At 55.3% G+C, this 24,067-nt stretch carries 26 protein-coding genes and 1 tRNA gene; 11 read left to right on the top strand and 16 right to left on the bottom strand.

Features of this window, described 5'->3' with window-relative positions:
* Positions 1-136 precede the first annotated feature (136 nt).
* Entirely contained in the window at positions 137-1,267 is a 1,131-nt protein-coding gene (locus ABRP31_RS08480) for a hypothetical protein (protein ID WP_349970550.1), read from the bottom strand.
* 728 nt (positions 1,268-1,995) lie between these two features.
* Here ABRP31_RS08480 and ABRP31_RS08475 point away from each other — a divergent pair.
* The gene (locus tag ABRP31_RS08475; RefSeq protein ID WP_349970549.1) at positions 1,996-2,535 is read left to right on the top strand and encodes a cytochrome b; all 540 of its coding nucleotides are present in this window, start codon (positions 1,996-1,998) and stop codon (positions 2,533-2,535) included.
* 106 nt (positions 2,536-2,641) lie between these two features.
* Here ABRP31_RS08475 and ABRP31_RS08470 read toward each other — a convergent pair whose 3' ends face one another.
* Both ABRP31_RS08470 and ABRP31_RS08465 read right to left on the bottom strand, forming a co-directional pair.
* Complete coding sequence (locus tag ABRP31_RS08470; RefSeq protein WP_349970548.1) at positions 2,642-3,199, bottom strand: cysteine hydrolase family protein; 558 nt, start codon at positions 3,197-3,199, stop codon at positions 2,642-2,644.
* A gap of 23 nt (positions 3,200-3,222) precedes the next feature.
* Entirely contained in the window at positions 3,223-4,146 is a 924-nt protein-coding gene (locus ABRP31_RS08465; protein ID WP_349970547.1) for a LysR family transcriptional regulator, read from the bottom strand.
* Positions 4,147-4,265: 119 nt separating this feature from the next.
* On the opposite strand from ABRP31_RS08465, the gene ABRP31_RS08460 reads away from it, so the two are divergent.
* Positions 4,266-5,015, top strand: coding sequence for a 3-oxoacyl-ACP reductase family protein (locus tag ABRP31_RS08460; protein WP_349970546.1), 750 nt, complete (start codon positions 4,266-4,268; stop codon positions 5,013-5,015).
* 100 nt (positions 5,016-5,115) lie between these two features.
* Here ABRP31_RS08460 and ABRP31_RS08455 read toward each other — a convergent pair.
* A tRNA-Ser gene (locus ABRP31_RS08455) sits at positions 5,116-5,205 on the bottom strand.
* Between the two features lie 237 nt (positions 5,206-5,442).
* Here ABRP31_RS08455 and ABRP31_RS08450 point away from each other — a divergent pair.
* The 5 genes from ABRP31_RS08450 (at position 5,443) to ABRP31_RS08430 (ending at position 8,721) form a co-directional block, all read left to right on the top strand.
* The gene (locus tag ABRP31_RS08450; RefSeq protein WP_349970545.1) at positions 5,443-5,631 is read left to right on the top strand and encodes a hypothetical protein; all 189 of its coding nucleotides are present in this window, start codon (positions 5,443-5,445) and stop codon (positions 5,629-5,631) included.
* Positions 5,632-5,865: 234 nt separating this feature from the next.
* A complete protein-coding gene (locus ABRP31_RS08445) occupies positions 5,866-6,159 on the top strand; it encodes a DUF6388 family protein (protein WP_349970544.1) in 294 nt (97 codons plus the stop codon).
* A gap of 7 nt (positions 6,160-6,166) precedes the next feature.
* Positions 6,167-6,829, top strand: a complete 663-nt coding sequence (locus ABRP31_RS08440) for a class I SAM-dependent methyltransferase (RefSeq protein ID WP_349970543.1) — start codon at positions 6,167-6,169, stop codon at positions 6,827-6,829.
* Between the two features lie 109 nt (positions 6,830-6,938).
* Positions 6,939-7,631 (top strand): crotonase/enoyl-CoA hydratase family protein, encoded by a 693-nt coding sequence (locus tag ABRP31_RS08435; RefSeq protein ID WP_349970542.1) that lies wholly within the window; start codon positions 6,939-6,941, stop codon positions 7,629-7,631.
* Positions 7,632-7,749: 118 nt separating this feature from the next.
* The gene (locus tag ABRP31_RS08430) at positions 7,750-8,721 is read left to right on the top strand and encodes a magnesium and cobalt transport protein CorA (RefSeq protein ID WP_087267052.1); all 972 of its coding nucleotides are present in this window, start codon (positions 7,750-7,752) and stop codon (positions 8,719-8,721) included.
* A 120-nt stretch (positions 8,722-8,841) separates the two neighbouring features.
* Here ABRP31_RS08430 and ABRP31_RS08425 read toward each other — a convergent pair whose 3' ends face one another.
* A complete protein-coding gene (locus ABRP31_RS08425) occupies positions 8,842-9,561 on the bottom strand; it encodes an amidotransferase (RefSeq protein WP_349970541.1) in 720 nt (239 codons plus the stop codon).
* A 710-nt stretch (positions 9,562-10,271) separates the two neighbouring features.
* On the opposite strand from ABRP31_RS08425, the gene ABRP31_RS08420 reads away from it, so the two are divergent.
* Positions 10,272-10,643, top strand: a complete 372-nt coding sequence (locus tag ABRP31_RS08420; RefSeq protein WP_087267044.1) for a rhodanese-like domain-containing protein — start codon at positions 10,272-10,274, stop codon at positions 10,641-10,643.
* Between the two features lie 13 nt (positions 10,644-10,656).
* Positions 10,657-11,463 carry a cytochrome c gene (locus ABRP31_RS08415; RefSeq protein WP_349970540.1) on the top strand — a complete coding sequence of 269 codons (807 nt, stop codon included), beginning with the start codon at positions 10,657-10,659 and terminating at the stop codon, positions 11,461-11,463.
* A 154-nt stretch (positions 11,464-11,617) separates the two neighbouring features.
* Here the strand turns inward: ABRP31_RS08415 and ABRP31_RS08410 are convergent, their stop codons facing one another.
* The 8 genes from ABRP31_RS08410 to ABRP31_RS08375 form a co-directional block, all read right to left on the bottom strand.
* Entirely contained in the window at positions 11,618-12,436 is an 819-nt protein-coding gene (locus ABRP31_RS08410) for a transglutaminase family protein (protein WP_087267041.1), read from the bottom strand.
* Entirely contained in the window at positions 12,433-13,392 is a 960-nt protein-coding gene (locus tag ABRP31_RS08405; protein WP_087267038.1) for an alpha-E domain-containing protein, read from the bottom strand. Before ABRP31_RS08405 ends, ABRP31_RS08410 begins: the two co-directional genes overlap by 4 nt.
* A gap of 12 nt (positions 13,393-13,404) precedes the next feature.
* A complete protein-coding gene (locus tag ABRP31_RS08400) occupies positions 13,405-14,814 on the bottom strand; it encodes a circularly permuted type 2 ATP-grasp protein (RefSeq protein WP_087267034.1) in 1,410 nt (469 codons plus the stop codon).
* A gap of 503 nt (positions 14,815-15,317) precedes the next feature.
* Positions 15,318-15,659: a ribonuclease E inhibitor RraB gene (locus ABRP31_RS08395; protein ID WP_027898878.1), complete on the bottom strand. Its 342-nt coding sequence runs from the start codon at positions 15,657-15,659 to the stop codon at positions 15,318-15,320.
* Positions 15,660-15,907: 248 nt separating this feature from the next.
* Complete coding sequence (locus tag ABRP31_RS08390; RefSeq protein WP_087267030.1) at positions 15,908-16,144, bottom strand: hypothetical protein; 237 nt, start codon at positions 16,142-16,144, stop codon at positions 15,908-15,910.
* A 294-nt stretch (positions 16,145-16,438) separates the two neighbouring features.
* Positions 16,439-18,526: an LTA synthase family protein gene (locus ABRP31_RS08385; protein WP_349970539.1), complete on the bottom strand. Its 2,088-nt coding sequence runs from the start codon at positions 18,524-18,526 to the stop codon at positions 16,439-16,441.
* A gap of 348 nt (positions 18,527-18,874) precedes the next feature.
* The gene (speE, locus tag ABRP31_RS08380) at positions 18,875-19,735 is read right to left on the bottom strand and encodes a polyamine aminopropyltransferase (RefSeq protein WP_087267023.1); all 861 of its coding nucleotides are present in this window, start codon (positions 19,733-19,735) and stop codon (positions 18,875-18,877) included.
* Positions 19,736-19,997: 262 nt separating this feature from the next.
* Positions 19,998-20,189 carry a PLDc N-terminal domain-containing protein gene (locus tag ABRP31_RS08375; protein ID WP_087267020.1) on the bottom strand — a complete coding sequence of 64 codons (192 nt, stop codon included), beginning with the start codon at positions 20,187-20,189 and terminating at the stop codon, positions 19,998-20,000.
* A 167-nt stretch (positions 20,190-20,356) separates the two neighbouring features.
* Here ABRP31_RS08375 and ABRP31_RS08370 point away from each other — a divergent pair, with 167 nt between their 5' ends.
* Positions 20,357-21,283 (top strand): ZIP family metal transporter, encoded by a 927-nt coding sequence (locus ABRP31_RS08370; protein ID WP_087267018.1) that lies wholly within the window; start codon positions 20,357-20,359, stop codon positions 21,281-21,283.
* Between the two features lie 4 nt (positions 21,284-21,287).
* Here the strand turns inward: ABRP31_RS08370 and ABRP31_RS08365 are convergent, their stop codons facing one another.
* Positions 21,288-21,809 (bottom strand): hypothetical protein, encoded by a 522-nt coding sequence (locus tag ABRP31_RS08365; protein ID WP_087267015.1) that lies wholly within the window; start codon positions 21,807-21,809, stop codon positions 21,288-21,290.
* A gap of 87 nt (positions 21,810-21,896) precedes the next feature.
* Positions 21,897-22,430 carry an ankyrin repeat domain-containing protein gene (locus tag ABRP31_RS08360; protein ID WP_087267012.1) on the bottom strand — a complete coding sequence of 178 codons (534 nt, stop codon included), beginning with the start codon at positions 22,428-22,430 and terminating at the stop codon, positions 21,897-21,899.
* A 462-nt stretch (positions 22,431-22,892) separates the two neighbouring features.
* On the opposite strand from ABRP31_RS08360, the gene ABRP31_RS08355 reads away from it, so the two are divergent.
* Positions 22,893-23,171, top strand: coding sequence for a DUF3509 domain-containing protein (locus ABRP31_RS08355; protein WP_087267009.1), 279 nt, complete (start codon positions 22,893-22,895; stop codon positions 23,169-23,171).
* A 140-nt stretch (positions 23,172-23,311) separates the two neighbouring features.
* Here the strand turns inward: ABRP31_RS08355 and ABRP31_RS08350 are convergent, their stop codons facing one another.
* Complete coding sequence (locus tag ABRP31_RS08350) at positions 23,312-24,034, bottom strand: LuxR family transcriptional regulator (RefSeq protein ID WP_087267006.1); 723 nt, start codon at positions 24,032-24,034, stop codon at positions 23,312-23,314.
* Between the last annotated feature and the right edge of the window lie 33 nt (positions 24,035-24,067).

Raw genomic sequence — 24,067 nt, 5'->3', positions numbered from 1 at the left:
GCTATGCGCGTCGCCTGAGTGCGCGGTATCTCTGGCACGCTCCGGGCCGAGATCCACATCTGCTCTCAGGCATGAATGTTCAAGTCATATGAAGCCTGGCACTGGCACAGGTTCCCTATCGATTTACGGCTGAGGCCTAACTGAGCGAGTTCACAAAGCTTTTATATTTGCGCCCCAGTTCTGCAGCACATTGGTGAACGTCCTGAAGCTTGAGGTTCGAGACAGTGAAGCCGAGCAGGGACTCCATGACCGCCATGTTCTCGGATTCGAAGCTAACGCTGCCATCGGCACGTATGGCGCTAATCCCGTCCTGCCGTTGGCCTTGTTGATTGACATCGATCGCCTCGCTGCGCGATACCCCATAGGGAAGCGCCAGCAGAATTTGCCCCATTCCTACCCTGACCGGATAGCCACCCGGCAGCCCGTTTGGGCCCGGCGCATGGGTGATGATTTCATGCGCGGCATACAGATTTTCAAGCATGGAAACCGCTGATATCGCATTGAAGAAATTGATATCGACCCCGCCCAGGCTACGAAAGTGGGTGAACGCAGCATTGAAAATCGCCTCGTCGTCGTACTCACCCGTGTACTCCCGGTTATCGACCCAATAAATGAGTCGATAATGAGCAATTTTGGGTAAGCCAATCTGAGCGACCTGATGGCAGAAGTGTTGCTGCGCCACCAGCCGGACCTGCACACAATCGGGGGGACGCATCGCCAGACGTGCTATCGATAACCGAACAACAGGCACGAGATTGGCCAAACCGCCTATACCAGCGTCCGGGGCCATGCCTACTTTATCAAGCACAACATTAACGGCGTCGGGAAATGCCGCATTAATCACTAAAACTTTTAACCCGCAACTTTTTATCGCACGCATCAGTTCATAGGCAGGCGCTAACTGCATAGGTAGCCAGGGTCCAAACCCGGCTTTATCCAACGCCTGATAATGCGCAGCGGGCAGATGACCAATCAATCGCCACGGCTGCAAAGAGGCACTATTAAAAATGATATCAGGGCGAATTCGATAAATAATTCGAGCATTCTCCTCGACATTACCTTCCGCCAGGTCCATAACCACTGGATAAATTGTGCATATCCCGCCCATCTGCAGGCATCCCAAACGCAGCAAATTACAACTCCGGATTATTTTTTCCAGATCAAGACCCGCGACATAAAAGATAAATGCATCTCTGGGGACCAAAATCTTGAGAATCTGCAGGGACAAATCTCCACCGCCCACTAACATCAATTTTTTCTTTTCCATTACTGTTTTCCCCGACACGCATTTGGATGCTCCTTGTTTCAGCGCGGGCATAAAGGTACGCCGCGCCGTATCCGGCGTGATCTCATAGCGTTGTTTTTATTTCACCCTATAAAAGCCAGCCAACAGGCTTAGCTACCCCATACGAGCGGCCACCGCCCAAATGAAGCACTGTCTACAACTCACTAAATAAAATAGTTTTCTTTGAAGCACAAAACCTGGACACTTACAGCACGACACTCAAAACTTGTAAAACGCCCCCGCGCCAACAAAAAACATCGAATACCGAGTAAATTCCGCGCAAGTATCAGACACTCGAGCCTCAGATAAAAATAACGAAAATCATGACCATCAAGATGAATCCAATTCAAATAACTGTCAAACATGAAGACTACCTTTAACAGCACAATTAGATATAACTAGCGACGTTTTAAATCCGAAGTCTTTTTCGACACCCCTAAGGCGGCAGTGTCGCTATGATCATTCACCCTCAGCAAGGATGCATACAGCGTCGTTCAGGCATGGGTATTGCTGTAACAATTTGAGCGCTCAGGGGTCAAGAAAACGTCACTTCCACAGCCACTTAACGACCTGCCCGCGCTAACAAACTGGTCTGACCGAAGGTCATAAGGAAGCTGGGCCCACTTATCAATCCTGGATCAACCCGAGCCAGGCAGCCCAAAAACAAAACAATGCCGCACATAAAAAACCTGGCATGAAGGGAAAACACCGTGAAGACACTTTCATCAGCACGCTACAGCTACAAAGCCCGCTGGCTTCACTGGGTCATGGCCATCCTGATCGTCCTGGCCTACGCTTTGATCCTGAGTCGCACACAGTTTGCCCGCGGTTCTGAACTACGTATGTTCGCCGTACAAAGCCACTTTTGGGTCGGCATTCTGGTGCTGGCGCTGGCATTCTTTCGTGTTGCCGAGCGTCGTCGTCATGCACCGCCTGACATCACGCCCCCACTCGAAGGTTTTCTGCGGCTCGCCGCAACGCTCTCTCACTACCTGCTTTATGCGTTTTTGTTTGCGCAACCGCTGCTGGGGTTGTTCACCGTTCTGATCGAAAAAGGCGCGCTGCCTGTTCCATTGACAGAAATATTGATCCCCTCCCCGTTTCCGATTTCGGAACGCTTTGCAGAATCTCTGGAGGATCTGCATAAGCTGCTGGGTTCAATTTTCTACTATGTCATTGGCTTGCATGTAATTGCGGCGATCTGGCACCACTTCGTGCGCAAAGACAACACGCTCAAGAGAATGGTCTAGAGACGAACAGCGGGATCTTGCAGGCCACAGGCAATGGCTTGCTCCGGCCGCCTTGCAAGACAATCCATGGTTCAAAGGTTCTGTAGTGTTCCTGCAGAACCCTTGATCAGAAATGCTGCAATATGTCTTCGCTGGCGACAACCGTGGCGTATTCCCCGTGCAGATTCGCGAGCGACATGGCGTGTACGTCTTCGGCGCTGCGCGGGGTGCCGAAGAAATCTGTGGTGTCGAAAGTAAAGCATCCGTCATGAGGCACCATGACCTCAAACCCCAGGTTGCCACCTGTGCGAGCAGTGGATTCCACTGAGTTATTGGTGACAACGCCAACGATGACGAGCTGGGTGATGGCATCGCCTTTCAACCACTGTGCGAGTGACGAATTGCAAAATGCATCCGGCACCTGTTTGCGTAGCTCTCGCTCCCCGTCTACAGGCGAAAACTGCGGCTGATACTCCACGCCGGATTGCTCAGGCCAGAACACCGATTGAGGCTCGCGGGAAAAATGCCGGATATGAATCACCGGTCGATGGGTCGTACGCCACGCCCGCAACAGCTTGAGCATTCGCTCTTCGGCTTGCGGATTGTTGCGCCGCCCCAGTTTTGGATGCTGGATACCTTGTTGCATATCGATGATCAACAGCGCGGCATTGCCGTGAATATTCATTTTCAACTGACTCTATCGAGGGTTTAAACGGCGCTAAAGGCTGATGCCAGACCCTGCCGGGCAAACTGTTCGAGGATAAAGTCGACGAATGCCCGAGTCTTGCCTGGCAGTAATTTATGCTCACTGTAATAGAGAGAGATATTGCCGTCATCGACGTACCAGTCGGGCAACACCCGGTGGAGCTGACCGCTGCGCAGATACGGCACGGCAAACGGCATGCTGACTAACGCAACCCCCAAGCCCTGCTCGGCTGCAGAACAAGCCGCTTCCGAGTCGCTCATGGTCATGCGCGGCTTCAAATTCAACGGGCTGTGCTCGTGTTCGCGACTGGTCAGCGACCAGGAGCGGATTCGGCCCGTCTGTGGTGAACGTATAAGAATCCCCGGATGTCTCTGTAGATCATCTGGATGCACGATACCTGGCTGCCCGGTCAAGTAGCCCGGCGAAGCAACCAATATTCGATGCGCGGGCGCGAGTTTACGTGCGACCACACCCTGCGGCAGATCGAAGCCGCCGCCAATGGCCGCGTCAAAGCCCTGACCGACAAGATCGACCTGTCGATTATCAAAATGCCAGTCCGGAGTTATCGCCGGGTAACGACGCAGGAACTCCGCCAACAGCGGCACGATGTAAAGACGACCGAATATCGTCCCCATGCTGACTTTAAGCGTGCCCGCTGGCTGACCTTGCGCACTGGCCAGGTTCGCGACGGCATTTTGAATAGTGGCAAAGCTGGCACTCACTTCGACCAGAAAACTTTGCCCTGCCTCCGTCAGCGTCAGGCTGCGGGTACTACGCTGGAACAGGCGTACGCCCAGTCGTGCTTCCAGCTTGGCGACACTTTTGCCCACCGCCGCTGGCGTCAGACTCAGACGCCGTGCTGCTTCGGCAAAGCTCCCCACCTCGGCACTGCGAACAAAGCATTCGATGCTGCTGAAGTTTTCCATGACTTGGATTCTAAACTTTTGGTTTACACAGACTAGCCCAATTACCGTCTACACAGGATGCAATCTGCGCCGGATACTGAGCCCCATCAACTTCCACCCCAACTGTTCAGGAGAATCACATGACCCAGCACACACCTCTCAGCGGTAAAGTAGCTCTGGTTCAAGGCGGCTCACGCGGTATCGGCGCGGCCATCGTCAAACGTCTGGTCGAAGAAGGCGCCGCCGTGGCCTTCACCTACGTCAGCTCCGAAGCCAAGGCTCAGGAACTGCAGGACAGCATCACCAGCAAAGGCGGCAAGGCGCTGGCGATCAAGGCCGACAGCGCAGACGCGGAAGCCATTCGCAACGCCGTCACCCGCACCGTTGAAAGCTTTGGTGGCGTCGACATTCTGGTCAACAACGCAGGCGTGCTCGCAATAGGTCCGCTCGAAGAGTTCAGCCTGGAAGACTTCGACCGTACGCTGGATATCAACGTACGCAGCGTATTCGTTGCCTCCCAGGCCGCAGCGAAACATATGGGTGATGGCGGTCGCATCATCAACATCGGCAGCACCAACGCCGACCGCATGCCCTTCGCCGGTGGCGGTGTGTACGCCATGAGCAAATCAGCGCTGGTCGGCCTGACTAAAGGTCTGTCCCGGGACCTCGGCCCACGGGGCATCACCATCAACAACGTACAACCTGGCCCGGTAGACACTGACATGAACCCGGCAAGTGGTGATTTCGCGGAATCGCTGATCCCGCTGATGGCCGTCGGTCGCTATGGCCATGCAGAAGAGATCGCCAGCTTCGTCGCCTACCTCGCAGGCCCTGAAGCGGGCTACATCACTGGCGCGAGCTTGACGATTGATGGTGGGTTTGGGGCTTGATGGACAGCAGCGCTATTGATTGACACTGCGCAGCAGGAAAGCCAGAAACGAAAAACCCCTGAATTCTCAAGGAGTTCAGGGGTTTCGTTTGTAGCGAATTTGGCGGTGAAGGAGAGATTCGAACTCTCGATACAATTTCTTGTATACACACTTTCCAGGCGTGCTCCTTAAGCCACTCGGACACTTCACCGTATCTCGTCACACCGTTGGTCTGTCGAGGCGCGCTAATGTAGTCGAAAGCTTTTACGAACGCAAAGGTTTTTTCAGAATTTTCATGTGCTTAAGCAAAACACCCGCCTGCACTCTGATCGCCACGACGTCTTCCCCATTGGGCGATGCAGTTTATGCCTCGCGTGATGCAGGCCGGGGTGATTTCCGGTCGGTCATTGCTCTATATTCGAGTCCTGCTCGGCGGAGATAGAAAGCAATGGCACATTCACCCCGGTATCAAGTATCAGAATCCGTACGCAGCATCGAAACAGAGATCGGAAAGCTGCTGGATTTGGTCCTCATGCTAAAGGACGCTGGCGACGAAGGATTATCAGCGAGCGTGGCGCTTCAAGCGCATAAATTGCTGGAGGCTGCGGTAGCACTGAGGATGGCGATGGCGGATTGACTGCCGGTATGGGCCCGGTGCCTTGCTCAAGCCAAAAACTCCATTAAGGGTCACACCCGACTTGCAACGAATATTGTGCAGCACTCAGTGCATCTCATCTTCGCGGGGGCGACCCTAAAGGCTCGGCGGCACTGGCAGCTCACCCGTCAATAACGCACAATCGCGCCTTCCCGACACTTTGGCGTCTTTGCGCCGGAGATGGTCGACTTGGCTGCACACCTGCCGGAGAACCCGATGAATCTGCTCGAATGGAACGACGTTACTCAAGCCAAATACCTTGAGACCAACCCTCTCCTGCGCGATGAAATCAAGAGTTTGAGCGCCAAAGACCAGGAAGATCAGATCAAGTGGGCCTTCGAAGACGAGGCTGAAGCTCAGGGTATTGAACCGTGGGAGTTGGCCGCGCAACTGATTGCCGAAACCCCGGAGCAACTCAAAGACATTCGCCGCAACACCCATCAACAGGTTGCCGAGGCTTTGGGCATGGACTGGGCTGAATACTGCGAGCTGAACGACATTCAGGAGTGAGACGTACATGAGCGCATCGTCTGAAGCAGGAGCCGCAGTTTATTCGCCCCTGACGCTGAAGCTGTATGACGCATGGGTGCTTGGTATTTCCAACCGTTTCGCCTGGCACTGCCCCACGCGGCAAGTGTTGCAACCGTTCTTCGACCGTCACATCGGAGCGAACCACCTGGATGTGGGCGTCGGCACCGGCTATTACCTGGCTAACGCCCATCTGCCAGACACCACGCATGTGACCTTGCTGGACCTGAACCCCAGCAGCCTTCAGGCAGCCAAGGAGCGCTTCGGTCGCGCTGACACGCAAGTCCTGCAGCACGATGTGTTCAAGCCGCTGGATGCCTCGCAGCACGGTCGCTACGACTCGATCTCTCTGTTCTATCTGCTGCATTGCCTGCCAGGCAGCATGGCCGACAAGGCTCAGGTGTTTGCCAGCCTCAAGCCCTGCCTGAAAGGCAACGGTGTGCTGTTCGGCGCAACCATCCTCGGCGATGCGGCCGAGCACAATGGCTTTGGCCGCAAGCTGATGGACATCTATAACAAGAAAGGGATTTTCGGTAATCGCGGCGATACAGTGCAGGGCCTGCGCAGCGCTCTGGAGCAACACTTTGCTCAAGTGAGCATTGAAGTGGTAGGCAAAGTCGCGCTGTTCAGTGGCAGATCACCGATTCTGTAAGTGCCGTTGACGCAGGACGAGTAAAGAAAAACTGACTCGGTAGTCATTGCTTTACCTGCCCCTTGCGGGTGGGTAACGTCTGCTCACGTCAATAACAAGGAACACTGCCATGAGTGATTTGATCTCTTACCAACTGGAAGATGGTATTGCCACCCTGACCCTCAACAACGGTAAGGTCAACGCCATTTCGCCTGCGGTAGTCGCGGCTTTCAACAGCGCGCTCGATCAAGCCCAGAAAGACCGCGCCGTGGTTATCATCACCGGCCAGCCCGGGATTTTGTCCGGTGGCTACGACCTGAAAGTCATGACGTCGAGCGCCGAAGCGGCCATCACCCTGGTCAAGGAAGGTTCGACACTGGCCCGACGCATGCTCGCTCACCCCTTCCCTATCGTAATCGCCTGCCCCGGTCACGCGGTGGCCAAAGGCGCTTTTCTGCTGCTGTCGGCTGACTATCGGATCGGCGTCGAAGGGCCATTCAGCATCGGTTTGAATGAAGTGCAGATCGGCATGACCATGCACCATGTGGGCATCGAACTGGCCCGGGACCGCTTACGCAAATCGGCTTTCCACCGCTCGGTCATCAACGGCGAAATGTTTGACCCCAAAGGCGCCATGGACGCGGGATTCCTCGACAAAGTCGTCAGCGTCGAAGAGCTCTCCGAAGCAGCACGCACAGCTGCGCTGCAATTGAAAAAAATCAACATGAACGCCCACAAGCACACCAAGCTGAAGGTGCGCAAAGCGTTACTTGAAACGCTGGACGCGGCTATCGAGGCTGATCAGCAGCACTCGCTTGGCTGATATCAAGCGTCTGTCGAAGCGGACATGACGTAGCCCGCGAACTCGGCGGGCTTTGCCGACTCTTATTCGTTAGCCCGCTGCCCGGGCATCCCCGCCACTTTCAGGATGCGAAATCAAAATGGGTCGAGTCGTTGCCGCCGCGGTTTACAGTGCGGGCAAAAAAGTCACCAATATAAGCCTCGAAGAAGGCGCAGCCTGGGCTGCAAAACCCGGCCACTTTGTCTGGATTGGTCTGGAGCAACCGAGTGCCGCCGAGCTGGCCAGTCTCAAGGAGCAGTTCAACCTGCATGAACTGGCTCTGGAGGATGCCCTCGAGGTACACAGCCGTCCCAAGCTGGAAACCTTCGGTGATGCGCTGTTTATCGTCACCTACGCGCCGGTCAGGGCGAACGGCAAGCTGGAGTTCATCGAAACCCACATCTTCGCGGGCAAGGGTTACATCATCACTTCGCGCAATGGCCACTCCAAGTCTTATGGCCTGGTGCGCCAACGCTGCGAAGCCCGGCCATTGCTGCTGGAGCACGGCGAGGACTTTGTGCTCTACGCCTTGCTCGACTTCGTCACTGAAAACTATCAACCCGTCACTGAAGCCATCCATTGCGAACTGGAAGAGCTGGAACACAACGTGCTCAACGGTGCGCTGAAAGAGAGTGACATCCAGCGTATCCACAGCCTGCGTCGCGATCTGCTACGCCTGTGGCGTTACGTGGCGCCAATGGTGGAAGTCGGTGAGGAGTTACAGAAACTCAATTTCCCCTTCATCGACAAAAACATGCGGCCGTACTTTCGCGACGTGGAAATTCACGTCAAACGGCAGATGGAAGATTTGGGTAATCTGCGCGACATCGCCAGCCAGACCATCGAGATCGGCCTGCTGCTGGAGTCCTCACGGCAGAGCATCGTGCAACGCAAGTTTGCCGCGTACGCGGCAATCCTCGCCGTACCGACCGCCATCGCGGGCATTTACGGGATGAACTTCGAAAACATGCCGGAGCTGACGTGGCACTACGGTTATTACGTGGTGCTCGGCACGATAGCTACCGTGTGCGGCGGATTGTTTGCGAGCTTCAAGCGCTCGGGATGGCTTTGAAGAGAGTGCCTTTTTGGCACTGACTTGTCGGCGAGGCGGAAATCCTGATTACGCAGGCCCAATGTCTCGCCAACAAGCTGGCTCCTACCGGTTATTAACGGTCAGCACTAAAGCGTGACCTCAAACCGCTGCTTTGTGCTGCACGAAGCGCATCATCCATTCGGCTACTGTCTGGCCGTGATGGTCATGGTCGAGGCTGGCGATGCCGGTCTGGTAAATCGTTTCGCCCAGGCACTCCTGGCGGATATCCAGCAATGTCCGTGAGTAATCGTGAATGAACTCCGGATGCCCCTGGAAGCACAGCACCTGATCGTTGATGTGATACGCCGCAAACGGACAGAACTCGCTGGAAGCAATGACGGTGGCGTTCTCCGGTAGCGCAGTGACCTGGTCCTGATGGCTGATCAGCAACGTCAGTTTTTCCATCGTAGGTGTCATCCACGGCGTGGCGGGCGCCAGCGTGTAGTGATGAATGCCGACGCCCCAGCCTTTGCTCGCCCGCTCACTTTTGCCGCCCAGCAGCAATGCGAGCAACTGATGGCCAAAACAGATACCGAGCAGCTTGTCGCCGCGCTTGTACAGCTCCAGCAAATAGACTTTCAGGGTTTGAATCCATGGATCTGTGCCGAACGAGTCCGCCTTGCTGCCCGTGACCAGGTACGCGTCGAAACGCTCGCCTTCGGGTGGGTAAACACCCTGCATCACGTTGTAGACCTCGAACTCGGCGGCAATCGGTTGCCGCGCGAAAAGCCGTTCGAACATCCGTCCGTACCCCTGATATTGATCAACCAACTCAGGACGCAGGACGTCGGTTTCCAGAATGCAGATGCGTAGCGGCATAGAAAGTACCTGAAGCGGTAAAGGCGATAGTGCACCGCTCAAGCCTGCCTTGAACGGGCATGCCAAGGCAAGCGCCCGTTGCAGGGTCTGTGCGTCATTACCTGAACCCTGGCTGTACCGTCAGCAATCAGAACTGCTCGTCTTTTGTAAGGCTGGTACAACAGCAATCACGGCCGTAGGAATATTCCGACACCGACGAACGGCAGCGAGATGCAAAAAGGTTGAAAAATTGCCCGAGCTGTCTAGCAAGGGAGCATCCGCCCGGCAACGGCGATTTCTATAACTCAATAGTCATATTAATTAGCTGTAGATACGAAATGGTTCTAAACAACAGTATCCGTGGACTCTAAGGTTAACTTTGTAGCAACAGTAGCGCGATAAAAATTATATGTGGCGCTCGGGTTGTCGGCGGCTTTGTCGGACCGGTTGCTCAATGAATCACCTTTGCCAGCTGCCCGAACATTCATCAACGAATTCGGTGAGCTTTTGTCGCTCAGGAATAACAAAAAAAGGCAGACAGCCATGTTCAAGCACTCCAAAGTACGTCAAGCGGGACTCATTGTGTTCGCCACTACCCTGCTGCTGATCTTGCCGAACATGACACGCCTGTTCGGTTGAAAAGCTTCGCCAATGCAACCGATCATGCAGCGCCCTACCCGGTGAAGACTATCTGTGCCAATCTTTCCTCATCACGGAAGGAGGCATTGGCGATGAATAAATGGTTAGCATTGGGGCTGGCAGTATTTGCCAGCAGTGCCACTGCAGGCGATGTCGAACAGGCTGTCGCGGTAGCTGCTTTAAAGGAAGGCAAGCTGGCAGTGGACGTGCGTAGTCAGACTGACTATGACGCGGGCACCGTGCTCAACGCAGTACGCGTTGAAGAAGGACGTCTGGTCAACCAGATGAAGCAAGTACTCAACGATCGCAACGTGGTGTTTGTGGTGTTCAGCAGCAGCAATGAAAAAGCCAGCAAGGCTCAGGACAAGCTGAACAAAGCCGGGTATTACAGCGTGATCAACGGCGGCAATTATGAAGAGCTGCATAACGCTCTTTACGACACCAGCGATGACCCTGCGGAGTAATGTTTTGCGCTTTATGCTTTCCCTCGCTGCGCTGACGCTGGTGCCTCAACTTTCCCTGCAAGCTGCACAACTGAAAATCGAACGAGCAGATGGCGTCAAAATCTGGGAGACCAGTCAACTGCTCGCACACCCGCTGATTCAGACCATCAAGGTCAGCGACGATGTTGCCTACAAACGCGCCATGAGCTATCGAGCCATCCCGCTTGCGGCGCTGCTGGAGGGTGTTACAGCACAGGATCACCTGCAGGCTGTCGCCACTGACGGCTTTGCAGCCGAGATATCCGCAGCACCTGTGGTTCAACCCAAAGGCTCCAAGGCTTGGCTCGCCATCGAAGACCCGTCCCATCCCTGGCCAGCGCTCAACAACGGCACGCATAGCGCTGGCCCGTTCTACCTTGTGTGGACAAATCCCTTGGCTGACGACATTGGCCGCGAAGAGTGGCCGTATGCGATGAGCAGTCTGCGAGTGCTGGCGTCGGTCAGCGAACGCTTTCCCGCGTTGCTACCCGACCCGAAACTGGCGGCTGAAAATCCGGTAAGCAAAGGTTTTGCGCTGTTCCAGAAGAATTGCCTGGCCTGCCATCGTCTCAACGCTGCTGGGGACTCCCAGCTGGGCCCTGACCTTAACCTGCCGTACAGCCCGACTGAATACTTCACCGCCGGGTTTCTGCGCCAATACATTCGCAACCCGCAAAGCCTGCGCGAATGGCCGCAAGGCAAGATGCCTTCCATTCCCAAGGAAGTCTTGTCAGATACCGAACTGGATCAGGTTATCGCTTATCTGGAACACATGGCGGCGCGGCGTAAGGCGGGGGACTAACGATAAGCTTACTGTGGGTCTGACCCGCCTCGCGAACAAGTTCGCTCCTACCGGTTCAGCACCATTTCAGGTAGGAGGCAACTTGTTGGAGAGGGGCTTGATGCAGTGACTCGCACGGCGCCTGGGCATCAAGGGCTGATGGGCCCCCTTTCAATCACTGATGCTGCGCCTGCATCATCACTTTCGGCGCGCCAACCATTGGTGACACAAACACCTTGGCGTGCATCTGTTCGCTGCCCCCGCCACGGCGCATACCGCGCACCGGGCAAGCGTCCAGGTAATCCAGGCCCACCGCCAGTTTCAAGTGGCGCTCAGGAATGGCCAGTTGATTAGTCACATCAAAGCTGTACCAGGCGTCATCAATCCACGCCTCTGCCCAGGCATGACTGGCCAGATGCTCGCTGTCTTCGCTGTACAAATACCCCGACACATAGCGCGACGGAATCCCGAGGCTGCGTGTGCAGGCCAGAAACGCATGGGTGTGGTCCTGGCAAACACCTGACCGGCCCGCAAAGGCCTGCGCAGCACACGTATCAACTTCAGTGGAGCCCGGTGTGTAAGTGATGTACTGATTCAGCGCCTGCATCAGATCAATCAATGCGGTGCGGTCCTTGCGGGTTTTGCACTGCTGACTGGCAAAGGCGCGAATCGCCTCGTCAGGCTCGGTCAGTCGCGTGAAACGCAGAAACGGCAACGGTGACTGGCTTTCGTGCTCAGCTTCGCGTTTCTCGTCGATTTCGACCTGACCACGGGCGCCGATGATGATCGCTTCGTGCGGCTCATCCATGCTCAATACGTGCAGGATATTACCGAACGGATCGATCTGCGCCCGCACAGGACGCGGCAAGGTCAGTTGCCAACTGAGCACTTGCTGGCGCTCGCTGTCGTGTGGCGTCAGACGTAAATACTGGATGCTTGCGCGGACCTGATCCTCGTAGTGATAGGTGGTCTCGTGGCTAATTGAGAGTCTCATGCAGCCTCCAGGTAAGAAGTGTGAATGGCGTTACCCAATTGGGCCAGTAACGGGATGAATTCGTTCAACCACTTGTGCAAGCCCTCATCTAGAATTTCATCGATCCCGGTATAACGCAGGCGTGCATCCAGCTCGGCAGCCAAACGCTGCGCCGGACGGCCGTTGGCACCCGGCAGGCTCGCAAGGATCTGGTCCAGCTCTTCCAGACAAGCACTCAGCGAGCGTGGCACGTCGGAGCGCAGCAACAGCAGTTCTGCAACTTGCCGAGCGCCCGGCGCGTCTCGATACAACTCGGTGTACGCCTCGAAGGACGACAGTGCCCGCAACAATGCACTCCACTGGTAATAACCATGCGCCGAGCTGTCAGCCACGGCATTGGTGTCATTGCCTCGCAGCTCAAGCATTTCGTAGCGGGCGTCGAGCATGCGCATGGTGTTGTCAGCGCGCTCGATGAAGGTCCCGAGGCGGATAAAACGGAACGCGTCATGACGCATGATCGTGCCGTAAGTCGCGCCGCGGAACAGGTGCGAACGCTCTTTGACCCATTCACAGAAACGACTCATGCCGTAACGGGTCAGGCCTTGTTCAGCGATGCCGCGAATCTCCAGCCAGGTGGAGTTGATGTTTTCCCACATGTCGGCAGTGATTCGCCCACGTACCGCATGGGCACTGGCCCGCGCAGCACCCAGACAGCTGTAGATACTGGCCGGGTTGCTCGCATCCAGCGCAAAGAAATGCAGCAAACGTTCCGCGTGCAGCTCACCATGGCGCTCAAGATAGTGATCCAGCGTGCCGGTAATCAGTAGCGGCATGGCCAGCTCATCAAGGCCGTCACCCCGCCCGTCCTGAGGCATCAAAGACAGCGAATAGCTGACGTCCAGCATCCGGGCGAGGTTTTCCGCTCGCTCCAGATAACGCGACATCCAGTATAAATCCGAGGCAGTTCTACTTAGCATTGGCAGGCATCCTTAATCCTCGACCACCCAGGTGTCTTTTGTTCCGCCACCTTGAGACGAGTTCACCACCAGCGAGCCTTCGCGTAACGCGACTCGGGTGAGCCCGCCGGGTACGACGCGGGTTTCACGACCAGAAAGGACAAACGGGCGCAAATCGATATGGCGCGGTGCGATGCCGTTCTCGACGAAGGTCGGACAGGTCGACAGGCACAACGTCGGTTGCGCGATGTAAGCATGCGGCTTGGCTTTGATACGCGCGCGGAACGACTCGATTTCCGCAGCCGTCGAAGCCGGCCCGACCAGCATGCCGTAACCGCCCGATCCTTGAGTTTCTTTGACCACCAGTTCCGGGAGATTGGCCAGCACATGGGACAAGTCAGCAGGCTTGCGACATTGCCAGGTCGGCACGTTCTGCAGGATTGGCTCTTCATCCAGATAGAAACGAATCATGTCCGTGACATACGGATAAACCGACTTGTCATCCGCCACCCCGGTGCCGATCGCGTTCGCCAACACCACATTGCCGGAGCGATAAGCCGAGAGCAGGCCAGGTACGCCCAGCATCGAATCAGGGTTGAACGCCAATGGATCGAGGAACGCGTCGTCTAGACGACGGTAGATAACATCCACCGCTTTCGGTCCATCGGTGGTGCGCATGAATACGCGATCATCACGCACGAACAGATCCGCACCTTCAACCAGCTCAACACCCATTTCCCGCGCGAGAAACGCGTGCTCGAAAAACGCACTGTTAAAGCGCCCAGGGGTGAGTACCACCACACTCGGGTTATCCAGCGGGCTGGAACTCTTCAATGTGTCGAGCAGCAAATTCGGGTAATGATCGATAGGCGCAATGCGCTGCGCGGCAAACAGCTCGGGGAACAGACGCATCATCATCTTGCGGTCTTCGAGCATGTAACTCACGCCACTCGGCGTGCGCAGGTTGTCTTCCAGCACGTAATACGTGCCGTCGCCATCACGAACCAGGTCAACGCCAGAGATATGCGAATACAGATCGCGATGCAGATTAAGGCCCTGCATCGCCAGTTGGTACTGCTCGTTGGCCAGTACCTGTTCGGCGGGGATAACCCCTGCCTTGATAATCCGTTGCTCGTGATAGAGGTCGGCAAGGAACATGTTCAGCGCCTTGACGCGCTGAATACAGCCGCGCTCAACCACCCGCCACTCACTGGCCGGAATACTGCGCGGAATCGTGTCGAAAGGAATCAGGCGCTCTGTGCCCTGCTCATCACCATAGAGCGTGAACGTGATCCCGGCCCGATGAAACAATAGATCGGCTTCACGCCTGCGCTGAGCCAATAGCTCAGGGGGCGTCTCACCCAGCCAGCGGGCAAATTCCCGATAATGCGGGCGGACCAGGCCGCCAGCATCGTACATCTCATCATAAAAGGTGCGGATCATGCCGTACTCCTTGTCACCACGGACACCAAGGGCCTTCGCAAGGCCCGTGCCATCGGCATAAACGCTTAAATATCAAATGGTTACATAAACATAGAAAGGTATTCGCACCATTCCTGTGCAAGAACCCTCTCAACCAATTCTCCTACGCTTCATTCGGAAGCGTCTTTCAACCGCAAAAGCTATGAACAGCATAGCCAGAGTTGATTTCACGAGACGATATCGTTTCCCGATAATCCACGACATCCAAAGCACACTGTATTTGCATGCCCCGTTTCAAGTCGTTGTCGAAAAACACGACAGCGCTGGCAACACCGATTTCTTAACCGGACTTCCCTTTGAGCCACTCACTGAGTGGCTCTTTTTTTGTCCTTTAACGGGTCGATCCCGTATCTGTAAAACCACCGGATACTGCTTTCTGCGTTTAGAACATACAAACTAAAACCGGCCAATTCCCAGGCATGCGCCCAGAAATTGACCGGTTATTCAACGCATCATCATAGGTTTCATGCGTGCAGACGCCTGATCTCCTGCCTGACTCCCCAGCCCTCAACCTCGCCATCCAGCGGCGTGATTGCAGCCTGGAAATCCTGTTCGAAATCACCGATACCGTCATACGTCGCGTGCATCACCTTGCTCAGCTGCAAGTGCCAAGCGCCGTCATCTCTTACATTGATCTGAGTATTAAGGGATTCGCCACGGTATTGATCCGCAGCCTGCCTTGCCCGTTCCTCATCCGGGAAAATGGCGTAGAACTCGATGGGGTGGATACGCGCGAAATCAAAACCGCTTTCTTTCATGCGGCGCAGTACGTTACTGCTGATGTCCTCTTGATAGGCTGTGCTCATGAAACGTCCTCCTATTCAACGATAGATAGAGTTTCAACATTCCCGAAACGACGCGTCCAAACAGTAGCGTCACACGGCGGATACTCCGCCGCCTGGGATCAAGCATGTAGCTGACAAGGCCGGGTCCATTCAAAGATCGGCATCGACATGGAAGAAACGGGAGAAGTGTGTCACCCGTCTCATTTGCAGAGTAACCCCTTCATTGGCGTTCTGCCAATTCCTGGTTGGAGCAATTTTTTTTTACACGCTCAGGACGCCTCTTTGATAGAGATGATCTGCACGGCATTGTGTTCTTTCAAAGACTTCGCTGTCGGCTCGGCTATTCGGCCGTCCAGATCGTTCATGTCCAGCTCATCAGCGACCGGAACCAAAATGTGGCGCAGACGGCGAGCAACTTCCTCGTCACTGGGACGATGATCAGACTCCATCACCTGGCTTTGCTGCACACCGTCTTTGTCGAGATACGAAATGGTCCACTGTTTCATTAAGGTCTCCTCGGCAGCCGACAATGCGGCTTACGTGATCTTGACCTTTTGAGGGGGGCATTCGTTCACAGGATTTGAATCAATACGGTCCATGGCGCTACGTTGTCTCGCGGCAAACATAAGACCTGTAGGAGCTGCCGAAGGCTGCGATAGCGGCGCGTCAGACTGAATGCCTCGCAGCCTTCGGCAGCTCCTACAGCTCAGTCGCACACTCATGACGGCGAGATCTTTTCGGCATGCCCGGACAACAAAAAGCCCCTGCGTGAGGGGCTTTCTGTTTACATCACCAGCGGATCAATTCTTGCTGGCTTCGACACCTGCGGTGTTATCCAGCAGGCTCTTGGTCGCGGTCTGCAGGAAGCTGTCCAGCTTCTCACGCAGGGCCTGGGTATCCGGCGCATCCGGAATCACTTCGGCATGCGGGGTACGGCCCAGGGTGTAAGACAGCACCTTCGGTTCCATCTCTTTAGGTTCGATCAGGATCCGGTCACCGGTGATCAGGGCAACAGTCTGCTCGCTACCCGACGGCTTGATGACACCAAAACCTTTGTCGCCTGCCGGGAGGTTGAGCAGGTCACGGCCCCAGCACTGGTGACGGGTTTCGCCGCCAAGACGGCCCATGATGGTCGGTACGATATCGATCTGTGTGCCGACAATACTGCTGCGCTGGCCAAATTTCTCTTGAATCCCCGGCGCGATCAGCAACAACGGTACGTTGAAACGGCCCAGGTCCATTTCGGTGATCTGCTGGTTGTTACCGAAACCATGGTCACCCACAACCACGAAAAGGGTTTCCTTGTAATACGGCTCTTTTTTGGCTTTCTCGAAGAACTGGCCCAGAGCCCAGTCTGAGTAGCGCATGGCGGTCAGGTGCTCATCCAGCGTGCCATGGCCCGTTACTGGCTCCATCGGCAGTTTTGGCGGCAGCGCGTAAGGTGTGTGGTTAGACAGGGTTTGCAACAAGGCATAGAACGGCTTGCCGTTTGCGCCGCGAGCCTTCAGCTCTTGCGCGCCACGATCAAACATATCCTGATCGGAAACGCCCCACGTTGGATCGGAGAACACCGGGTCAACGTAATCGCCGCGCCCGATAAAGGTAGTCATGCCCTGATTGCTGAAGAAACCCGACTGGTTGTCCCAGGCGAAGTTACCGTTGTAGACATACACGTCGTCATAGTTGCGAGCGCTAAGCAGCTGCGGCAGACCAGACAGTTTGTGCGCACCTTCCGGCGTCTGCATCAAGTACTCAAAACCTGGCAGGTTCGGGAAACAGGCCATGGTCGCAAACATACCCTGGTGGGTGTGCGTGCCGTTGGAGAAGAAGCGGTCAAACAACAGACCTTCTTTCGACAGTTTGTCGAAGTAAGGCGTGATATTCGCCTCATCCCCCAGCGCCCCTACCGAGTGACCGGCGAAGCTTTCCATGAGGATGACCACAACGTTCTTGATCGGCAGCGTATTTTCCACTGGCGGTGTGAAATCGCGGCGGACAGCAGCGAGGTCAGGCTCGACCAGCTTGTCGTTGGCGGTCAACAGCATGTCCCGCACGGTTTGCTGTGCAGCAGGCTGCAGCAGCGTAGCCTTCCAGATATTGTCGCGATCTTCGGACATCCGGCTCTTTGCGGCTGCGATCAACGTAAGGGTACCGTTGAGGCCCAGCGTGTTGGCGAAGTTGGATTCGGTGGTGTAAGCATCGCCCCAGCGCAGCGGCGGCCCTTGACGCAGGGTGCCACGCGCGGCAACAACGGCAATCAGCAAGCACACCACGAACACGCCAATACGCGCATACCACGGTGCCACATTGCGATTGCTGGAATTACTGACGCTGAACTCACGTCGCGGGCGAGTGACACGATCAACCCCTTTGAACACCAGGCTCAACAGCCAGGTCACCACGGCCCATGCCAACAGGTAACGAACCACCGGGAAGCCGTACCAGAGCATGCTCAGAACGGTCTTGGGGTCTTCCTTCACGTACTGGAACACCAGACCATTCAAGCGCTGGTGGAACTCGCGGTAGAAGTCCATTTCCATCAAGCCGAAAAACAGCGTGATGCTGGCAACCACGGTCAGCCAGAAACGGAAGAAGCCCCGTGCAGCCATGGCGCGGACGCTGAACAACGAAAGCAACAGCGGGATCATCAGGTAAACGGTCAGACGCAAGTCGAAACGCATACCGTTGAACAGCGCTTCGACAAAGGCCGAGGCCGGTGTGTCACCGATCATCTCGCGGTTATAAACCAGCAACGCAACGCGCAAGAGCGTGTACATCACCATCAGTACCAACGCACTGAGCAGCGTATAAGCCAGGTGCGATTTGACGGTGGGTTGCAGCGAGCGCGACGACGCGTGCTTATGAATCATAGCGTCCGGTTTAGCCATGTTGTTCTAGGATCCGTTGGATTCAAAATAGGGTTCGAAATACAGGTGCGCCCGGCAATGACCTGGCATTGGCGAACGGCGGGCGCAAATCTTACGTGATCGCCCGGGATTTAGCAGCGATGCACTGCAGATGTTTTACCTTCAGCAGTAAGAAGTCGGATGAGAAGTCCGGAGAAAAAACCCGGGCACACGAACACGAGTAGCGAACGGCTGAAAACCGCGCGCAATTCTCAAGGACGAGGCGTGAAAAATTTGTAGTGGCGAATCAGCGGCGTCTGCTGTTGCCCGAATGCAACGCAAGCATGACCTTCCAGCGGATGGGCCATGCTTGCGTAATCGTCGCAGATATCAGTCGTTGCTTGGCTTGTTCACGGCCTGGAGCACGTACTGCGGCAGTGCAAAAGCACCGATATGGACTTCAGGGTTGTAATAGCGAGTAACAATACCGCTACCCGCGAAACGCTGACGCAAGGTCTCAAGTGGCAATTTACGATACGCCGGGTCGGTTGCCCCCCAGGCAAAGGTCATGGCGCCACCGATGTAAGTCGGAATCGCAGCCTGATAGAAGTGCCAGTCCGCAAACAAACCACGCATGCGTCCAGCAGTCGTCTGCACGCCGCTGAGTTGCATGAACGGAGTACCGTTCTGCGTGACCAGGATGCCACCTTCGTTCAGGCAGCGATGACAAGCCTGATAGAAGTTTTCCGAGAACAGCACTTCACCCGGACCGATCGGGTCGGTGGAGTCAGAAATGATCACGTCGAATTTTTCTTCAGTGGTTGCGACAAAGCGCATGCCGTCGTCGATCACCAGATTCAGGCGCGGGTCATCGAATGCCCCCTTGGAGTGTTCCGGCAGGAATTCCTTGCACATCTCGACCACAGTGCCGTCGATTTCGACCATGGTGATGTGTTCGACAGAGCCATGCTTGGCCACTTCGCGCAGCATGCCGCCGTCACCGCCACCGATGATCAATACACGACGTGCAGCACCATGAGCCAGGATTGGCACATGGGTCAGCATCTCGTGATAAATGAACTCGTCAGCCTCTGTGGTCTGGATCACGCCATCCAGCGCCATCACCCGGCCCATGCGCGGGTTCTGGAAAATCACCAGATGCTGATGTTCGGTGCGCACTTCGTGGAGCATTTTTTCAATGCGAAAGCGCTGGCCGTAACCCTCGTACAACGTTTCTTGATAGTCGCTCATGGGGTAGGTCCCTGATGAATGCTGAAAACAGGACGGCCAGCCGCCCATAAGGAAGGCGCGCATTCTACGTTGCGAATGATGACAGGTCGAACCTCGGGTGCTGTAAGCACTGAAAACCCTGGGTTCCTGCGAAAAAAAATCCTGAGTTTGAAGATGCGCATTCCATAGGCGCTACCGAAGGCTGCGATGCATCCAACCTGACCCACCGCCATCGCGGCCTTCGGCAGCTCCTACAGGTCACTTGCTTACAGCGCGGTGCAGATCAAATCCGCACATTGCCCCGCGGACCAGCAACAGCCCAGATGATCAGCCCCAGCACAGGCAGTAACGCGATCAGAAGTACCCAGAGGATTTTAATCCCGGTTTCGGCACCGCTTTTCAGCACGTGGATGATGGCCCAAATGTCGAGAGCCAAAATGATCAGCCCTACCAAACCATTAAACGTAGAACCCATGATATTGCTCCAGATTGAATAAACGCCCCTCTAGGATAGTGGCATTGCTGTAGGGTTCCGTTGAACCAACCGCATATTTTTGCGTTCCGAATCAGGTCACGCCAGCATTTAAACCGCTCAACGTCTAAACATTTGCGTTCAGATTCTTCAGACAGGGTCAGCCAGTCATGCAAACACCCGCACAACCAAGATCGCTCTGGGCCTCGTGGTTAGCCCAGGCTCAGTCCACTCCCCTGCTCAGCCTCGGTTTTTTGCTGGTGCTGCTGGTCGTGCTTGGGCTGTTTGTTGCCAGCGGTTACAACGCGATTTATGGCGCCAATCAGGACAACCTGCATTACGCGCTGCTGGGTGGCACTGCCGGTTTCGCGGCAACCGCGCTGGGTGCAGTCATTGCCGTGGCACTGAGGGAAGTTGACCAGCGCACTCAGGACGTGATGTTGGGCTTTGCCGCAGGGATGATGCTTGCTGCCAGTTCGTTTTCGCTGATTTTGCCGGGGCTTGCTGCTGCTCGTGACATTACCGACAGCGGGCCACTCGCGGCTGGCACGGTGGTGCTTGGCCTTGGGCTTGGCGTGTTGTTGATGCTGGGTCTGGACAAGTTCACACCCCATGAACACGAGAGCGTCGGCCGCCAGGGCCCGCATTCGGAGCGTATCAATCGGGTCTGGCTGTTCGTGCTGGCAATTACTCTGCACAACCTGCCTGAAGGGATGGCAATCGGCGTCGGCTTTGCCAATGGCGATATGCAAGTGGGCGTACCGCTGGCCACCGCCATTGCAATTCAGGATATACCCGAAGGCCTGGCGATTGCCTTGGCGCTGCGGGTGACGGGGTTGTCCTCAATGAAGGCCATGCTGGTAGCCGTTGGCTCAGGCTTGATGGAGCCTATCGGTGCGCTGATTGGTCTGGGGATATCCAGCGGCTTTGCCATCGCCTACCCCGTCAGCCTGGGTCTGGCTGCGGGGGCGATGATCTTTGTGGTGTCCCACGAGGTGATTCCGGAAACCCACCGCAATGGCCATCAAACTTCAGCAACCCTGGGACTGATGGGCGGCTTTGCGGTGATGATGTTCCTCGACACGGCGCTGGGCTAAACGCTTATTGGCTACGCAAGGCTTCCAGTGCAGGCGCGGCGTGAATGTTCAATGCGGCGCACAGTTCAAGCACGCGAGCCTGATCGTCGCCATAGACCAATACTGCCTGCAATTCATCATCCAGCGGCTGACTGAAGTTCATCAGCACATAGCCACCGTTTTCCTTATTCATGCTGCCTAGCTGTATCTGAATGCGATTGAGCGCTACCAGAGCATCGACTTTGGCAAGCTGTTTGGGCTTGATGTTGAACGCTACGTCTTTGCCAAAAGAATCGACGATTTGCGCGAAGAGGTCCATGTAGGTGTCGGCCTGAAACAGCACGGTATCGGGCAGGCTGCCCACCACGACCCATTCACCCAAGGGAATCGGGAACGTATCGTCGTAGTTGATATCGGGATTGGCAGCCAGAAACGCTGAAGGATCGGCGTAAGCCTGTGCGGCCTCATCAGCAATACGCACGATGTCCTGCTCACCCATGCAACCCGAACTGATTTTGCCGATTAATTCGATAAGTTGATTTTTCATGGGAGATCCTGATCACGAGCAAAAATAAAGGCGCGAAGGATACCGACAAATCCTCTGCGCCTCTATCACTTACGCCCGCAACACATTTCAGCCAGCGAGTCGGGCCAATTGCTCTGCGGTATCTGCCGCACCCATGGTCTGTGCGGCCGCCAGCGGCGTCACGCCCTTGGCATCCCGGGCGTTGGGGTTGGCACCTTTGCTGATCAGGTAGTCGACGATCGCTGTACGGTTAAACATTGCTGCCATCATCAATGCCGTTCGACCATCAGCCGATGCGCCCTCGACTTCAGCCCCGGCATCGACCAGCAATTTAACCACTTCCAGATCGCCCTTGAATGCGGCCCCTGCAATCGGGCTCTGACCGTTGTCGTTGCGAATTTCCGGATCAGCCTGATACTTGAGCAAAACCCGTACAGCATCCTGATGGCCGTGATAACTGGCGAGCATTAATAGCGTGTCGCCTTTGTGGTTACGCAGATTGGGCGTAAGGCCTTTTTCCAGCAACCTGTCCAGCATCACTGCGTCACCGCGACGAGCAACGTCAAATACCTGCTCGGCAAACTCCAGAGCTTCCTCGTCGTTCATCTGCACAGGTTGATTGCTGGTGTTCTGATCTGACATGGGTAACTCCTGCATTAATAAGGCACGAGATCAGCAGCCGTATCGCTGCTGTCTCCTTCAATTAATGACCGCAAGTCTCCAGAGCCGTTCGTCTCGGGTCAAGGTGCGCGAATAGCCCACGACCGTTCATCGACTGATGAGACGTTCGTACCATCTTTTTTATTGATCGCCTGAATAAAAACCCAAAAGCGCGGTCGGAGTATTCACGCGACATCACTCGATCTACTCGCTGAATCCTTTCTGCTCTACGCGGCAAAGTTCCCTCGCCGCTGAAAAAAACCTTAAAAAACCCGCAAAATGCAGGATGCCCGATAGCCATTCATGCATATTGCACGAATCTGAAAATTTGAATTTCTTGTAAGTAATTGTTTTAAAAGGATTTTTAAACAATGCAGATACTGGCACAGTCACTGCACTAGTACTACCAAGCTTGTTATCCCATGAGCAATGGAGCCGCTAGACATGACTTTTATTCAAGAAAAATTCGCATCCGTATTTTCAGAATTCGACGTGACCACCCAAGCCCGTCCAGACGGTGGTGTGCTGCTTTCCCTGCGCAATAACGAAGGTAAGCAGATTCGCCGTTCAGTGTCCTACGCGCAGCTCCACACTCCAGTTCAACTTGAGTGGGTAATCAGCGCAATTCGTCGTGATCTGGCGAGTCAGGCAAGTGATCTGCCAGCGATCTCGATGCTGCAAAGCCAGCACCGTTTTGATCTGCCGACCTATCACACCCGTTGATTCAGATTTTTGATTGTCCGTTTCATGCTGCATTGATTCAAACGCTTCGCTCCCTTTGTTTAGCCGTGACTGCCAATTGGCATTCACGGCTTTTTTTGGCCGGGAATAATGAATAGCCGGGAATACCGGTTGGTGGTCGCTCACCTGATAATGCCCTGACATAAAGCCTCACCCACCGCCTGAGCCTTGTTGGAAACCCCGAGTTTGCTGTAAATACTCCTTAGGTGATATTTAACGGTTGCCTCGGACACTTGCCTGATCGTGGCGATTTCCCACGCTGTTTTGCCGTCACGTGCCCATTCGAGTATCTCGACTTCTTTTTCACTCAACCCCTTGGAGCGCAACTTTGTCCCGCGCCCTACCAGATGCAGGACAGGGACAAGGCTGGATAACAAATACTGGTCGGGACCTTTGAGCGCTCGACTCAAGCCGTTCAGCGAACAAATCGACGTCACTCCCTGAAAGCTGCGGGCAGGACTTGTGTAGCCGTAGGAGCATGCGGGGGTCAGCCCGTGCTTTTCAACTGACCGGCCGAAACCCGCCGTAGGTGGATAACGCTTGAACGCCGCGCTCCAGTCGACGAATCCCAAATGCTCGCGGTAATGACTGACTACAGGGTCATCCATCAGTAACAGTTGCCGCCGGTAATCCTGACTCCACGCTCTATCAACATTGGATGTCACCAACGTCAACAGCATCGTGCCTCTGAATTGGCAAAATATCGCCCCTTCGCACTGACACTCCTGGCGCAACCAGTCCAGCGCATTTTCGATAGCCTGATTGCTGTCCAGCTCATGAATGCTCCTGACCATTTGTTGTATGAGTGGATTCTCGGTCGAGTTGATTGATTCAGCACTTCCCATCGCAGTTCGCTCCTTTTCCAGGCTCGGCGCAGG

The sequence above is a fragment of the Pseudomonas caspiana genome, from assembly GCF_040224095.2.
Classification (GTDB): domain Bacteria; phylum Pseudomonadota; class Gammaproteobacteria; order Pseudomonadales; family Pseudomonadaceae; genus Aquipseudomonas; species Aquipseudomonas caspiana.
Note: the sequence above shows the minus strand (reverse complement) of the source record. Positions and strands in the feature narration are given on the sequence as shown.